Origin of the sequence: Sulfurimonas sp. HSL-1716 (assembly GCF_039645975.1) — a bacterium.
GTDB lineage: Bacteria > Campylobacterota > Campylobacteria > Campylobacterales > Sulfurimonadaceae > Hydrocurvibacter > Hydrocurvibacter sulfurireducens.
In genome coordinates, this window is record NZ_CP147918.1 from 1,863,388 (window position 1) to 1,877,923 (window position 14,536).

15 protein-coding genes are annotated in these 14,536 nt (G+C 34.5%); 4 read left to right on the plus strand and 11 right to left on the minus strand.

Annotated elements, in window-relative coordinates; genetic code table 11:
- Positions 1 to 128: 128 nt before the first annotated feature.
- From WCY03_RS09465 to WCY03_RS09500, 8 genes are all read right to left on the minus strand, one after another.
- A complete protein-coding gene (locus WCY03_RS09465; protein WP_345992387.1) occupies positions 129 to 671 on the minus strand; it encodes a hypothetical protein in 543 nt (180 codons plus the stop codon).
- A complete protein-coding gene (locus WCY03_RS09470; RefSeq protein ID WP_345992389.1) occupies positions 668 to 886 on the minus strand; it encodes a hypothetical protein in 219 nt (72 codons plus the stop codon). The genes WCY03_RS09465 and WCY03_RS09470 overlap by 4 nt, the downstream gene beginning before the upstream one ends.
- Before the next feature lie 295 nt (positions 887 to 1,181).
- Positions 1,182 to 2,558, minus strand: a complete 1,377-nt coding sequence (locus WCY03_RS09475; protein WP_345992391.1) for a hypothetical protein — start codon at positions 2,556 to 2,558, stop codon at positions 1,182 to 1,184.
- A 63-nt stretch (positions 2,559 to 2,621) separates the two neighbouring features.
- A complete protein-coding gene (locus WCY03_RS09480) occupies positions 2,622 to 3,485 on the minus strand; it encodes a hypothetical protein (RefSeq protein WP_345992393.1) in 864 nt (287 codons plus the stop codon).
- Positions 3,473 to 3,871 carry a hypothetical protein gene (locus WCY03_RS09485; RefSeq protein WP_345992394.1) on the minus strand — a complete coding sequence of 133 codons (399 nt, stop codon included), beginning with the start codon at positions 3,869 to 3,871 and terminating at the stop codon, positions 3,473 to 3,475. The genes WCY03_RS09480 and WCY03_RS09485 overlap by 13 nt, the downstream gene beginning before the upstream one ends.
- 1 nt (position 3,872) lies before the next feature.
- On the minus strand, positions 3,873 to 4,109 hold the full coding sequence (locus WCY03_RS09490) for a hypothetical protein (RefSeq protein WP_345992396.1): 237 nt from the start codon (positions 4,107 to 4,109) through the stop codon (positions 3,873 to 3,875).
- Positions 4,110 to 5,220: 1,111 nt separating this feature from the next.
- Positions 5,221 to 5,853 (minus strand): hypothetical protein, encoded by a 633-nt coding sequence (locus WCY03_RS09495; RefSeq protein WP_345992398.1) that lies wholly within the window; start codon positions 5,851 to 5,853, stop codon positions 5,221 to 5,223.
- A gap of 365 nt (positions 5,854 to 6,218) precedes the next feature.
- Positions 6,219 to 7,325 carry a multiheme c-type cytochrome gene (locus tag WCY03_RS09500; RefSeq protein WP_345992400.1) on the minus strand — a complete coding sequence of 369 codons (1,107 nt, stop codon included), beginning with the start codon at positions 7,323 to 7,325 and terminating at the stop codon, positions 6,219 to 6,221.
- Positions 7,326 to 7,593: 268 nt separating this feature from the next.
- Here WCY03_RS09500 and WCY03_RS09505 point away from each other — a divergent pair, with 268 nt between their 5' ends.
- The gene (locus WCY03_RS09505; protein WP_345992402.1) at positions 7,594 to 8,142 is read left to right on the plus strand and encodes a hypothetical protein; all 549 of its coding nucleotides are present in this window, start codon (positions 7,594 to 7,596) and stop codon (positions 8,140 to 8,142) included.
- A gap of 9 nt (positions 8,143 to 8,151) precedes the next feature.
- Here WCY03_RS09505 and WCY03_RS09510 read toward each other — a convergent pair whose 3' ends face one another.
- Both WCY03_RS09510 and WCY03_RS09515 read right to left on the minus strand, forming a co-directional pair.
- On the minus strand, positions 8,152 to 10,074 hold the full coding sequence (locus tag WCY03_RS09510) for a methyl-accepting chemotaxis protein (RefSeq protein ID WP_345992404.1): 1,923 nt from the start codon (positions 10,072 to 10,074) through the stop codon (positions 8,152 to 8,154).
- 75 nt (positions 10,075 to 10,149) lie between these two features.
- Positions 10,150 to 10,509, minus strand: coding sequence for a hypothetical protein (locus WCY03_RS09515; RefSeq protein ID WP_345992407.1), 360 nt, complete (start codon positions 10,507 to 10,509; stop codon positions 10,150 to 10,152).
- A 65-nt stretch (positions 10,510 to 10,574) separates the two neighbouring features.
- Here WCY03_RS09515 and WCY03_RS09520 point away from each other — a divergent pair, with 65 nt between their 5' ends.
- Together WCY03_RS09520 and WCY03_RS09525 are read left to right on the plus strand one after the other, a co-directional pair.
- On the plus strand, positions 10,575 to 10,970 hold the full coding sequence (locus WCY03_RS09520) for a rhodanese-like domain-containing protein (RefSeq protein WP_345992409.1): 396 nt from the start codon (positions 10,575 to 10,577) through the stop codon (positions 10,968 to 10,970).
- A 68-nt stretch (positions 10,971 to 11,038) separates the two neighbouring features.
- A complete protein-coding gene (locus WCY03_RS09525) occupies positions 11,039 to 12,262 on the plus strand; it encodes a diguanylate cyclase (RefSeq protein WP_345992411.1) in 1,224 nt (407 codons plus the stop codon).
- Between the two features lie 220 nt (positions 12,263 to 12,482).
- Here WCY03_RS09525 and WCY03_RS09530 read toward each other — a convergent pair whose 3' ends face one another.
- Positions 12,483 to 13,817 carry a porin gene (locus WCY03_RS09530; protein WP_345992413.1) on the minus strand — a complete coding sequence of 445 codons (1,335 nt, stop codon included), beginning with the start codon at positions 13,815 to 13,817 and terminating at the stop codon, positions 12,483 to 12,485.
- Positions 13,818 to 14,044: 227 nt separating this feature from the next.
- Here WCY03_RS09530 and WCY03_RS09535 point away from each other — a divergent pair, with 227 nt between their 5' ends.
- Positions 14,045 to 14,536: a hypothetical protein gene (locus WCY03_RS09535; RefSeq protein ID WP_345992415.1), complete on the plus strand. Its 492-nt coding sequence runs from the start codon at positions 14,045 to 14,047 to the stop codon at positions 14,534 to 14,536.

A 14,536-nucleotide genomic window follows, 5' to 3' on the forward strand; every position in this document is an offset into this window, starting at 1 on the left:
TATTTTTCAAATATTGATACATATCATTTAATTTGTATTCTTTATGTGTTTTCATTTCCATCATAAGATGATATGACACTACCAAAACACTTCGCTTCAAATCTTTACTTCTATGAGTCATAATATATCTAGGCATCTTTAAGCCCTATATAACAATATCTATATAAATAATATATTATGAGTTTCATAATACCTTTTTCTTGACCACCTGATATTGGCTTTGTATGTTCTTGAATGATTGCATTAAAAATCATAGGCTCTAACTTCATACTATTTCTATTGGCATAAGTGAATATAAACATCTTAATTGAATCAGCAGCACTTTCAATATCATCTACATAATCATTCTCTTGAAAAAATTTATCTAATGCCAAAAGTTTTTGTTCTATTCTTTTTATAAAGTTTTCGTAGAATTCTTCTAATCCATTCTGAAGATTTTTATCACTGATAGGAATTGTTCTTTCATCTGGAGCAAATTGACTTGGAATCGTATGCAACTTAGTAAGTGATGCTTTTATAACAAGAGGATTATTTTCTAAAATATCTTTTAAAATACCAATATCTAAGTCTACATGGTTAAGAACATAGGTCTTTTTATCACCCATGACTTTGTCACCAATGACTTTATCACCATGAACATTATCTCCTTCTGTATGATCAAATAAGCTCATGATTTATCTTTCTCATTGACGATTTTATCACCCATAACTTTATCACCACCAACTTTATCACCCATAACTTTATCACCATTAGTTGCATCACCAATTCCAATTACTTTGGCCGTTGACGGATCCTTTTTCGTAAATGACTTGTAAGTGTAAAACACACCAATAGCAGTCACCATTAATGTCAAAAGTGCAATAACCATCATTGTAGAATCATTCATAAATTACCTTTTACATTTATTTGCTTATTATAGCAAAATCTTTCAAGATACCTGATTTTTGAGTCACTTTTTAATTAATAATATAAACATCTTTCTAAAAAGTATTTCATCAATTTTTTATGTACATCTTTCACTATACTTCGTTCACAACTTATACAGAAAATAAACACAGTATTTACGGCACTATATATATTATTTTCCTTCTCTTACTGACAAAATAATGCTTTATGAATAGATTTCGTTTCACCATCTCTTTTTATGTTATTTAACACCAAAAGAGATGGTGTCACTCGGACTACTCCAACAACCAAGAGTAAACTATTTCGTATTGCGGTTCAAGATATATTTTAAATACTTTGTCTTCAAAAATAACATCAATGACTCTTATTGTAAAAAAAGCTTTCCAATAATCTTGATCGTAGAACTTGCCAGGGATCAGATGCCCCTGAAAGTTTTTAAAGTTATAGCCTAAAAGATCTTGTGGCAATGGCACAAAATCTGTTTTGGAAGCTTTCCACTGGAAACTTCCAAAAGAGGTAAACTCATAATGATCTCTCACTTTCAGTTTACCTCTCCTTTGCATTTTTGCAAGTGTATATAAGCTATGTTTGTCTTCCTTGGATATGACTTGTTCTTTAATCAGCTTGTTTTTAATCGCCCGAAACTTTGTTAATGAAAACAGTACTCCCCGTTTGAAACTAAATGGGTTAATTCGTAAAAAACTAAATACTGCTCTCTGTAATGATGCTTTTGTATGTTCACTTGATCGAGTCTTGAGCAGATATTTCATTATGTATCTGCTGACAGCTTTTTTTGACTGTTTATTGGATTCTTTCCTCTTTGTAAGCACTCTTATTATGAAGCCTTTACCTGCATCCTGATGGCCTTTTTCAAAGAATTTTACATGTGAATAATCCACTAAAAGGTACTCATTTGTACTGATTCTTTTGTATTCAAGTTTTCTTGATATCTCTTTCCACGAGCGCGGATCAACAGTAAGATGTGTTCTACCAACAAGTGGGAAGTCCAGCCATTTTCTGCCGATTAGTTCTATCATATCTATTAGGTTATCTCTCTTGATATACAAAGCTTCGTGCAAATGAGCATTTCCGATCTTGGTGAACTCTAGCATTCGCATCCAAAAAAAGTTTGGCATTTTGTACTTTGTCAAGCGATCTGAATAAATCAATTTCATAAAATATCTTAGAATTTTCACTTGATCATATACTACAGTTGCGTGTTCTAAAAACGATACATTCGAACTTTTACTTTTCAATTCTTCATTTGTTAAAGTAAGCGTCAGCATATACGGTTCAAGAGTAAACTCGTCTGCGTGTGCTTCCATTGAGCTCATTAGATTTTGTACTTCTGCTCTTTGTGCCTTCTCTTGTGTGTCATGTAATTCTCGCATACCACATATATAACGATCATTTTCTCTTTTTATTACATACGCTTTATCCAAAAAATTATTTGTTCTTTCATCCGCATAATCTCTGTAAATATTGCAGTAACTATGGAACGCATTTGTTGTCATAGGTGCAAATGTCAATGTGTCCGAGAAGTCAGTATAAGGATACAAGGAGGTGGGGAAATCATTATTTTCTTCTTGTATCTTTTTCTCTTTTATGAAGCCCGAGATAAACTGTAAACGCTCTTGTATAGTGTCAAACATAGATAGGTCCTTAAAGGAAGATATCTATGTTGTAAACTGTAAAAATTTTTTTGATTTTTGAAATTAGAAAGAAGTTTGGGAAAGATACCAGGCTGTAATGCTTGGTCTTACATGATTTATCTCTTTTGACACAATAGCAAGGGCTTCTTTATAGCTTGTTGTCTTTAAAAGCTGTTCCATACGGTTTCTGACATAGGTGAAACGCATTCTATGACTTGTCAAACCCAAAGATTTTAAAGCGTTTTGGTAAGACTGGTAGCTTACTGTTTGATTTTGCTTTAATAATTGTCGTAATTCCATCGTTAATGGCTTTGGTTCGTACACATGATTACCTTTACCGACCAACCCTTGAATAGCATTGTCTTGTTTAATATACTGGTCTGAATTTTTTAAAAGTTCTATTCCTTCTGACACTCTAAGACCCAAACTGCTTTGCAACTTTGCCATAGCAGCAAAAGATGGGTTAATTTCATATAACTCGTTGATTACACTTTCTATATCTTTAATATCTCTATTCTGTGTTTTTTGCTGATTTCGCTTGCTTTGCTTGACCTTATTTACATGTAAATCGAAGACATTTTTATCTACATTAGCAGTGACTCCTGTACTTTTCAAAGCATCCACTAAAGCTGAAAATCCTCTGATAAAATTGATTGCAGATTTTTGACTTAAGTGAGCTGTTTTTAGAGTAAGAAAATCATTAACAATCTGATTATTCATATAGTTGTTTAATTTCGTCTCATTTAACTTCAAAGAACTCGCATACTCTGCAAAAGATTTCAACCAATAGTCTCGCTTCAAGGCTAGGGCGTTGCTATGGGTAAGATGTAAATCTTGTTTTTGATACCTACCAATACCTCGAGCTTCTATGCGTATTTTTGCATTCACTATTTGTTTCGAAAATGTACTTCCTTTTAAGTTTGCCATAATTGCCACTCCTGATATTTTTGTATATAGGCCCTGATTGTTTGTCGAGAGACTTTTATATTATGTAGCCTTTGTAATTCTGCTGTAATCCATCCCCAACCTTTTAATGTTCCAATTGTTGAATTATAAAGTTCAACAATGTCAGCTCGATATTTTCTAACTACAATGTGCTTCATATCAAAATCCGGATATTCAACCACATCTTTTTTCTTTCGTGTTTTTTGTAATTTATCAGCAAGAATACTTATGGTCCGTGCCACTGTATAAGTGTTTATATTGTTCTCTTTCAGATAAGCAGTACACATGTAAAGTGCAGAGTGAACATCCTGTTCAGAACATTCAAAGATGTGAGATAATCTTTTTACATCATTTTTTTTGAATGCCATATCACTTAACCTTCTTAGAATACTTAAAATTGATATCTATATCTTCAAATTCCCAGATAATGGCATCTATTGAAGAGAGCGTTGCTTCTAAAATAATCCAAGCATCTCCGATATGTAATCCATCTAAATAGTAGAATTGACGACTAAGGTTTTTTATATTTACGATAAGCAAAGTTTTTTTTGCAACATTGATAAAATATTTATCACCGTAAAATTCGAAATGTAGTTTATGTGGCATAATGGCCTCCTTTTATTGATTTACTACTTCATTAAAAAGAGTCCTAGAAGGACATAATAATAATTATGTGTACAGCGCAAAAAAATTAGACAAGTATAGTTTTTATAGTGGGAACATATACCGAAAACCCTATTAAAATGAACACACAATGCACGATCAGCAGAGTATTTATATTATGAATAGTATGTCACTTTGAACACACAAACTCGAGCTAATATGATGAGAGTATAGCTGTCACTCTCTCTATGCTTTTACTTATTTTTTTATTTTTCTCTCCTTTTTTCTTTTATTTAAAGACTAATAGTCCTTACATTGTTATAAACCTTACAAAAAAAAGTTTTTTTCTAAATATATGGTTTCTAAAATTATAAGTGAAGTTTATAAAAATAATTAGTGTAGTTTCTTGACATTTCAAGAGAAAAAAGGATAGAATCGGTATATAAATTTTGTACACAAATTTGTACACACGAGAGTTGTGATACTCAATTAAGGGCCCTAAAATTGGGCTGGAAAGTGATGGAGTGACCCTCCCCTTGGAGTCACCACTTTTTCTTTCTAAATCCATGTTTCACTACATTTTAAAATATCTGAATTTAAAAAAAAATATTTTTATACACATTTTTGACGCACACTGGTAGTCAAATAATGGGTACATACATTTATCAATACAACAGAGTTTTCCACTTTGAACATCAAATTCCAAGGTTGATTGTCTTACTGGCAAAAAAGCTTTTTTCTCTGCCTTCATATTCTAGAAATGAGTAAGACTTCTTTTGAATTAGTTTCCCTCTGTTAAATTAAACCCTTGAGTAATTTCCGGAAGAACATTACAATCTACTGTCTTGATAGGAAATGATTTTATTTTTTTTGTATCCCAAATCACGGTCTCTTCTTGATAATGAAACATTTTATAGTTTTGAATAAAAGATTCTTCTTTCTTCATGTGTGTAAAAAAATCTGTCATTACCCAGCCATTGCCGCTATGCTATAACAGTCTTTACAGACCTTCTCAGTGTTTTTATGTATTTTGCGTAGAAAATCTCTTGGAAACTTTCCACTAAATTCGAAGGTGTATAATATAGTTTATCATTAATAAAATGAACCAAAACTCTTACTTTTTACTTCTGAGCCTTTGAAGAATGTTAAGAGAAGTTTGAAGATACTTTCGTCGATTCTGATCAGCTAGTAATCCCCATTTATATTCGGGGATTACTAGCTGAGGACTTAATTTCCCTTGAAATGCACCGATACCATGGAGTGCAATCCATCTTGGATCATAGTTATACGGTGTTGCTTTATCCCAATTTATGGCTTTAAAAATCATCTTTTCTGTAAGATCAGGATTTTGAGCTTGCTTTTTATAAAATTCCGATGGCAAGTTCCTACTCAGTATTACCACTGCTCCTTTTACTGTAGGATCCGTACACCTTTTAATGTCAAATATTGTTCTGATTCTTCCTGCATGAAACCAAAAAAGTGCTTCGTCCATTTTTCCTTGTTTAAAGAGCTCTCTTGCAACAGGGAAAAAAACTGCAGGAGCGTATTTATCCGAATGGTTCTTTATTTCTTCTATTGCACTATTTTTTTGTTCTTGAGTTCCTTGGCTTAACTCTTGAATTTTCTGAACTTGGGATTTCGTATTAACTGGACTATAATCTATCCCATGTGCTGAATGATAAGAAGTTTTAATATTAGCACACCCAAGAAAAGAAAAAACAATTAAAAATATAGATATTATTTTCACTTTTTACCCCTCTTAAACATATTTAAATCTAGTGCATTATTTTCACATGTCTGGACACGCCAACGTCTGAGAAATCTATCTGTTTTAGCTAGATGCACTTATCAGCTGAAATACTTCATCGATCATTCTCTTCTCGAAAAGAATATCTTAGTAAATCATAATTTATTATTAAATTATAGCAATATTTAATTGAAATGTCAGTCATCTCAAAAAACAAAAATAACCTAATTTTAGCCCAGTAATCGTTCCCATATTTTATCTTTCATTTCAAACTTTGTCAGTTTTTTTGTGAAAGTTTACAATCTTACATAAACTTACCGAAGCATTGAACTATACTGACGATTTTATAGCATATGCATTATATTCTATTTGACGGTGAAGTATTTCTGTTTTAAGATCGTGAACTTTTTGGCGTCTTCATTTTTCTCAAGTCCGAGCTTGCCGAGTGCTTTGGGATTTACAATATAAAATCCAAGCTCTGCTTCGATCGTGTCTTTGCTTTGCAGATGAGTTGTATATGCCACGGTCCTTTTTTCGTCTGCCTTTATCATAGTGTTCATTAGAATTTTATCGGCTATCCACGGCATGGACGGTTTGCCGTCATGTCCTATCACTTTTAAAAACTTTTGACTTTTTAAAGCGGTCGTTTTACCGTTTCGTATGAGGTTGACTCTAAGCTCTACGACTCTTAAAGGATGGGTTAAAAGATCATGCGGCGATCTGTTTTTTATACCAATGCTAAAGCCATTCTCGTTTTGTTCAAAGCTGAGTTCAACGTACTTAGACAGCATCTCCGAGTTATTTCTAGCACCGGCAAAACCGTGAAAAGCATGTGTTTCGCTGATCCTGATCGTAGTCGCAGTGCCTTTGATTTTTGGCATATGGCATGTAATACAGTTTTGTTTTTTACTGCTCGCGCCCTCTTTGTCCGTCTGACAGAGCGTGAATTGATGAGAATTTTGTTTATGAGAGTGGCATCCCATACATATCTCTCCCGTATAAAACTGCTTGTTTCTATAATCTATCTTATGGTACGGAGACCCTACCGTTCCTGTCTGCAATCCGAAAAATGAAGTTTTTTCTTTATAGACCAACTTTTCGTTCTCTCTTCCCGCCTCTGCAGAATAGAACTGTTTTGGCTTGGTTTCGTAAATATTTTTATCTGAGATCGGATGATGTTCTATATTTGTTATCGTATGGCAGCTCAAACATGTAAACGGTTCTTTCATATCCTCTTCGTTTTTAGCGTTTGGAGCATGACATTTAGCACATTCATACTTACCCTTTGCATGAAGCGGATGTCTGTCCCAGAGTGCTTTATGTATCTTATCATCGTTGAAAGAAGCATGTTTATGTAAAGAACTTTGAAACTCCTCGACTATTGTCGGATGACATTTTTTACATGCCTGCGTCTCCGATTTTGCAAATAATACGGACGAAACGAGCATAATTAACAACAATATTTTTTTCATATAAACAATCCTTTTAATCATTATAATCTAAAATTTTAACAAGTACTGAAAACTACGCCTTGATTTATATCAACGGAGAGTATGCACAAGATATATTTTTTCTTGACTTTTCATATCCGGAAATGATAAAATTTTTCGAAATTTTAAGGATATATGTCAAGCAAAAGCCCAAAAATAGAGATTTTTCGCTTAACAGAAACTCTTCCTTTGAAGTCTATACTTCACTTTCAAACATCAAATTTTTCATTTATTTAAGGTAAAAAAACTTATGAAAGCTTACTCAATCGATCCAGCGGACAAGAGCATAAAAATCCAAGAATTTGACGGACAGGTAAATAGTATATATACTTTTTTCAATTCTATATTGGTAGACAGCTCGCATATCCTCAACGATCATATAATCTATACGGACGGAAATGCTCTTAGTACTACGCATACTCCTTTTTTTATAGGCCAGCAGCTCTTTTTGGGCAAAGCACTTATCATCGGGCAAAACGGCTTGGAAGAAGTGGATGTCAAGATACAAGAGAACGAACTGGAAAAACTGATCGATTATAATATAAACGATTTCTATAAAAAAGCTCTTGATTCACTGGCTCTTCAAGATATAAATCTCTATAAGACATTTGAGGTCGACGACAACGGCTCAAAACTCTCCTTAAACTACGAGTGGGTTATCTATACTTTTAATATGGCCGATGTAAAAACTCAAAACTATTTTTTGATCGAACTGGATAAAATCATAGACGGATCTAAAAGTATAGAAGATTATTTTCAAAAAATGGCGCAGCTCGCCGTAAATGCAGGGAACAGATAGAGAAATCCTCTAACTGTTCAGCTTCTTGACTTCAGCAAGCATACTGTCCATCAATACGAACAGTTCAGAACTTGCTTTTTCCATCTCTTGGAAATTATTTATGATCTCGTCTTTATGCACAAGGATGTTTTCTGCCGGATTATCAGCTTCTAAGAATTTCATATTTCCGTTAGCGTTTTTATGCACCGTAGAGTGAGGTGCAGGGAATTTCGCATATGAATTGGTATGGTCGAATCTCTCTTTGCCTTCTCCGTCATACCATTTACCAAGACGGCATCCATGATGATCGACGACAGAGAGGACAGGTTTGGCAGTTATAATACTGTTGTATGCACGCGATTTATAAAGTATATGATCTATCTTGGCCAATACGACAAATACGCTGTTTTCCATGCTGTATGACGATTTGACTATGCTTGAAGAGTTATCGCTGAGCTCGGTCAGCGTTTCTTCAAAATCATATATCTTATGAGTTGATTGTTCGACTATATTACTCATAGAATCGCTGCTTGCCTGTATTTCACTCATACCCTGCTGCAGCGTTTTGATCGAGATCGAAATCTCTCCCGTTGCTTTATGCGTACGTTCGGCAAGCTTTCTGACTTCATCCGCCACAACGGCAAAACCTCGTCCGTGCTCTCCCGCACGCGCTGCTTCTATCGCCGCATTGAGTGCAAGCAGGTTCGTCTGGTCTGCGATATCGGTAATGAGTTCTATGACCGAGGTGATACTTTCAGCCTGAGAAGCAAGTTCATCTATGGCATGATTGTTTATACCGACCTGCTCTTTCAAATCTTCAAGCTCTTTTACTATCGATTCGATATTTTGTTTAGAGTCCGTTGCCTGGGCTTCGGCGGATTTTGTAGCCTGTGTTACGACTTTTAAAGCTTCGATATTGGTAGCCAAATCCTGCTGGATTAACGTCATACTCTCGGTCACACCGATACTTAGAGTACTAAGCTGAGAGTTAAATCCGTCTTGCTGTTTTTTAAACTCCTGCTCTTTCATAACATGTATACTGTTTTTAACGAGTTCGATACCTTTGACAAACTCGCCTTTCATCCCCTTTGCATTTATCTCGTAGCTAAAATCGCCCGTAGAAGCTTTACTGATCGAGTTGTTTATCTGATGCACAAAGTTTTCGATCTGATCCAAAAGCGATGACAAAGCTATTCCCATTACTCCAAACTCGGTAGATTCGTTTTTGCTGATATTGTCGTGTTTTAAATTACCTTCTGCAGTGTGCTTCATCACCTGCGTAAAACTGCTTATTGCGTTAATGATGGATTTGATCAGGATTTGAGAGAAGATTAAGACCGTTATACCGATACCGATACCCGCGATCAATGCGATAAACTTGTATATAGAGGTGCGCGTCGACATATCCTCACTTGCTTTTTCAAGAGCCTGCGCTTTAAGTTCGACGACCTTTTTAAATTTTTCTCTGGACTCTTCGGCCGGCGGGGTCAATGTCGTTTTGTAACGCTTATATATCTCACCCTCTTTATCTTCGCTTATCTGCTGGGGAGTCAAGGACTTCATCATTGTAAATGCGTTGTTTAAAAAGAACATTGTAGATTTTTCCGCGTCGTTTATCAAAGAGAGTTCATTGTCATTTACAGCGGTTTCTTTTAGGTTTTTAAAGTTTTTGGATACGTTATCGATCTTTTGGGATATTTTTTGTATATCCGCGTCATGATTTCCGCCGAGCATAATATCCCTGTCCGTTCTGCTGACATAGTTCATATCTGCTTCGATGGAGAGCGTATATATTTCTCCTGCTACATATTTTTCTTTCAATCTTTGATATCTGGAGTCTATACTGTTTAAAATAAAAAAGGTAGATATGGATCCGAAAAATATTGATATGGCAACAAAAATCAAAAGATAATTCATCTTCTTATGGATACTCATGTTCTTAGAAAATTCCATTGGTTTACTCCCCGTTTTGCTGAATGAATATGCGTTTATTCTAACATATTTTATTATAATATTAACACCTATTGATCACCAATCTTTAAATTTTTCCGCCTTATGTTTATCTTTCTTATACTTTCTATTATTTTTCGTTTTTTCAAGTCTGTTTGCCTTATATAATATATCACTTTTTATATTTTCTATCGTTTCATCACCGCTTGAATAGGCTATCATCTCCTTTACCAGAGACTCCAGATCACTGAACTCTCCTTTGTACAACATCACACTCTGGGTTTTTTGAAAATATTTTAGATTGTTCTCTATTTTTTTAACATATCCCTCTTTTGTTATCTCTCCTGTTATGGAAAGATACGATACGACACTTTTAAAAAATCTCTCCAAGACTCTTATATATTTAAGTCTTAAAACGGAATCTATATTTTTTGACATCATTTACCTAATTATTAATTTATATAAGTATAATTATATAACAAAACAGAGGTAGGACACACAGTATGAAAATATTTATATTGTTGTTGCTTTTAGCTGCGACATCGTTATTTGCGGAAGTCATAAAAATATATCCGGATCAGAGCTTTTTGAAAAAAGACATACCGATAGTAGATATAAGGACAAAAGGCGAATGGAAAGAAACAGGAATATTGAAAAATGCTATCCCTATCACTTTTTTTGATGAAAAAGGCAACTATAACATACCCGTTTTTTTAAAGAAGCTGTCTGAGAAAGTCGATGTGAAAAAACCATTCGCCCTTGTATGCAGGACGGGGAGCAGAACGAACCTTGTCTCAAAATTTTTATCGAACGAACTGAAATACCATGTATATGACTTAAAAGGCGGTATGATGTATGCCATCGGGGAAAAACTGCCTGTCGTCCCTTACAAAAAATAGACCTTATTTATAATTTCTGGCATTAAACTTGCTTTGTTTCTCTATTATAGAAATCATAGGAGAAATGCTTGAAGTTTATCGATGCCCTTCGTCTTAAAAGCAAACTGCTCTTTCTTTTTATACTTATCACCCTCGGTCTCTCGTTTATAGGCATCGTAGGAACACTCAATATCACGTCAATGAAAAAAAATCTGGATTCCCTGTATTTTGGTTCTTTTGTAACCGTTTTGGAGCTTGATGAGATATTGGATGCTTATCATATACATCTTCAAACGAATATCTATCTGGCAAAAAACAATATTATGAACTCACGTCAAACCGCCGCTACTATCAAGCAGGCGATAAAAAAAATAGATAAGAATTGGAACAGTTATAAAAATCAATATAAAAGCAATGATGAAATTCCCTATATTAACTACGCTACCAAGGAGATCGAAAAATCAAAAAAATATCTTCAAAAGCTAGAACAAATCTGTCTCGAGGGAAAAGAGGTAAATAAGATATCCATAAAAACGCTAACGTCAGAAATAACCCATATCGATGAAATAGTCAGTAAATTAAGGGCCTATGAGATAGACAGTGCACAATTTCAAAGAAAAGAACTTTTAGATACATATTACGAAACGAAGATAAAATTGGGGATTATCCTGTTCTTTGTCATTGGCGGCGTATTATTGATATCGTTTATTGTCTTTAAAAGCATACAAAAAGATCAATCGGATCTGGAAGTGGCTTCACGCAAATTAAAAGAAGCCAACAGGAAACTGGAAAATGCCTCTTATACCGACTCACTTACAAATCTTCATAACAGACGATATTTCAATTTAGTATTTGAAAGAGAAGTCAAACGCGCAAAACGTGTTAAAAATCAGATAACCTTTATGATGCTCGATGTAGATTATTTCAAGCAATACAACGATACATACGGGCATATCGAAGGAGATAAAGCACTCAAAGAGGTTGCAAGGGTGTTAAAATCGGTTTTAAAAAGACCGAGCGACTTTGTCTTTAGACTCGGCGGAGAGGAGTTCGGTGTTCTTATCACGGACGTAGACGCACAAGACAGTGCGACATTGGCGCAAAAGATATGTACTGAGATGGAAGAGTCCAAGATCCCGCACAGCGGCAGTAAAGTAAGCGATTATTTAACTCTTTCCATCGGTCTTGTATCCTGTATAGCCGATGAAGCTCTCAACGAAGAAGATATCATAAAACAAGCAGATAAAAAACTCTATGAAGCAAAAGAAAGCGGAAGAAACAGATATATTATGAGTAACGGCGTCATAGGCTGACAAAAAGATCTTTTTATATGATGGAATAAAGCTCCAAACAAACAAACCTACTTACATAACGATCTGACTATTTATATACAACTTTGTTATCAAAGATACGAATCTACACAATTAGTAAAAAGATAGTTGTCAGTTATAAATAAAAAGTTTTTATATGAGCTAGATTTGAAAGAGGATATTTCGCCCGAAGGCGAAATAGAGGTTTAACTAAAAACTTTTATTAGAAGTTTAGAGTTAAATATGCTTGTACTTGGCTATACGCGCTACCTTTTGTATGACCTGCTTTGATATTTTGATTTTTAGCATCAATATTGCTATATGCTAGAGTTGCGTCTAACGGACCAAATGATCTAGTAGCTGTTAATGTAATTTCACTTAAATCATGTTGTACTGCGTTACCGGCATTTGTAGCACCTTTTGCACTTTGATCAGCATTTGTATAATAAACACCAAAATCTGCAACATTTTTAACAGGTACTTCAAGAGTTATGTTATAAGAATTTGTGCCAGTTGCAGATACATAACCATAGTTCCACCATGCTTCTGTATAAAGTTTAGATTGTGCATCAGCAGTAGCAGTATTATAACCAGCTTTACCAACACTACCATCATCATTAACCGATGAATAAGAAGCTTTAACTGTAAACTTATCTTTCATTGCATAACCTAACATTAATGCATATACATTATCTTCTTTTGAACCTGAAGCATCTGCTTTAACTGCAGAATATTGAGCACCTGCCATTACACCGTTCATGCTAAAATCAGCTTGTAACCAATAAGCTTGTGCATATTTAGACACATCGTAATACCATGCTTGTGCAGTTAAAGGTTTGTAAGAGTTGTTTATGATACCTGCAGCATATGCGCCGTCTGTACCATAAGTTTTAAACTCACCATTTTGATTAACAACAGCACCCACAGCCAGACCTGCAGAAGAAACTGTTTTACTATTATCATTGCCATTACCATTGCCAACATAAGCGCCTACCAATGTTGTGTCAGGAATATTTTGGTTGATTACTACGGCCGCTTCAAAGCTGTTACGCTCAATTGACCAAGTTTCTGTAAATGCCAACGGTGTATCAAGTTCCATACGACCGACTTTAACAGTTGTTTTATCTAAAGTTGCTGCTATCCATGCTTCATTGAACCATGAAGAATTTTCAACTTTTGCACCATATCCAGAACCATTACCGACTGTAGCAGCGTGAGAACTTCCCCACACGTTACTTACAAAGTTGTTTTCTAATCCTAAAGTTGAAAGAGCAGTGAAAGCAGCACCTGTACTTACGCTTACTAAATCATTTTTTACTAAATCTGCACTCGCATTTAAATGCACGCCTGCATCTGCAGCAGAAGTTTCTTTATCAAATAAAGAACCGCTTGTACCTGTTTTAGCTAAACCAACACCAGATACACCACTATTTGATGGTGTCATGTCATTTGTACTATAAAATACTTGTACATCACCTGATACTTTTACATTGTCGATTGCAAATGCAGATGCACCAACTAACAAAGCTGCCGCAAGACTCATTTTTACTATTTTCATTCATTCTCCTTAAGCTTGACCTATTTTAATTTTTGCCGGGACCATTGTAGCACAGATTTCTTAAAAATTTCTGTAAAAACAGATAAAAAGATTTGTCCTGTTTTAGCCCGATACAAGGGATTTATAACAATATTGTCACAACAATTTAAAGTATAAATGTGAAAAACTCTCTTTTTTTGATATACTTATGTTTCTTTTAAAAAAAAATTAAGCTATGAAGGAAAAAAATGAGATTTCTGGGTCATTTATGTATGTTTACTTCTGTAACATTTCTAATCGCTGGATGCAGCGGTCATACGATGCAAGATTATGCTGATAAGCATTTCAACAATAAGAAAAAAACAAACGAAGAAGTAATAACACCTTCGCAGAATAAAGAATTAAATACGGTGTCTCCGATGCACAAGGAAGTAAAAAAAGAAGTAAAAAAGGAAATAGTGACGCCTTCACAGAATAAAGAATTAAACGCGGTGTCCCCGACACATCAAAACAAAAAAGACGGAGTAATGCAAAAATCACTTGACGCCTGGATCGAAAAAGAGTGGACTCCGACAGTCGACAAGAACGAAACTATTAAAAAAATGGATGAGAACGAAAGCAGAAACTTTACTCTTCAAGAGTATGTGGATAAAGTGGGGGCTTATATAAAAAACAAACCCAAATCAAACGAACCGTCTATGAAAGAGAAAATGGACAAACTGCCTGTTATAGGAAAGTAG

What these genes read in the sequence shown, in the direction of transcription:
- WCY03_RS09490 (WP_345992396.1), bottom strand. Translation starts at nt 4,109, where the DNA reads ATGCCACATAAACTACATTTCGAATTTTACGGTGATAAATATTTTATC.
- WCY03_RS09520 (WP_345992409.1), top strand. Translation starts at nt 10,575, where the DNA reads ATGAAAATATTTATATTGTTGTTGCTTTTAGCTGCGACATCGTTATTT.
- WCY03_RS09485 (WP_345992394.1), bottom strand. Translation starts at nt 3,871, where the DNA reads ATGGCATTCAAAAAAAATGATGTAAAAAGATTATCTCACATCTTTGAA.
- WCY03_RS09535 (WP_345992415.1), top strand. Translation starts at nt 14,045, where the DNA reads ATGAGATTTCTGGGTCATTTATGTATGTTTACTTCTGTAACATTTCTA.
- WCY03_RS09475 (WP_345992391.1), bottom strand. Translation starts at nt 2,558, where the DNA reads ATGTTTGACACTATACAAGAGCGTTTACAGTTTATCTCGGGCTTCATA.
- WCY03_RS09470 (WP_345992389.1), bottom strand. Translation starts at nt 886, where the DNA reads ATGAATGATTCTACAATGATGGTTATTGCACTTTTGACATTAATGGTG.
- WCY03_RS09510 (WP_345992404.1), bottom strand. Translation starts at nt 10,074, where the DNA reads ATGGAATTTTCTAAGAACATGAGTATCCATAAGAAGATGAATTATCTT.
- WCY03_RS09500 (WP_345992400.1), bottom strand. Translation starts at nt 7,325, where the DNA reads ATGAAAAAAATATTGTTGTTAATTATGCTCGTTTCGTCCGTATTATTT.
- WCY03_RS09465 (WP_345992387.1), bottom strand. Translation starts at nt 671, where the DNA reads ATGAGCTTATTTGATCATACAGAAGGAGATAATGTTCATGGTGATAAA.
- WCY03_RS09530 (WP_345992413.1), bottom strand. Translation starts at nt 13,817, where the DNA reads ATGAAAATAGTAAAAATGAGTCTTGCGGCAGCTTTGTTAGTTGGTGCA.
- WCY03_RS09505 (WP_345992402.1), top strand. Translation starts at nt 7,594, where the DNA reads ATGAAAGCTTACTCAATCGATCCAGCGGACAAGAGCATAAAAATCCAA.
- WCY03_RS09480 (WP_345992393.1), bottom strand. Translation starts at nt 3,485, where the DNA reads ATGGCAAACTTAAAAGGAAGTACATTTTCGAAACAAATAGTGAATGCA.
- WCY03_RS09515 (WP_345992407.1), bottom strand. Translation starts at nt 10,509, where the DNA reads ATGTCAAAAAATATAGATTCCGTTTTAAGACTTAAATATATAAGAGTC.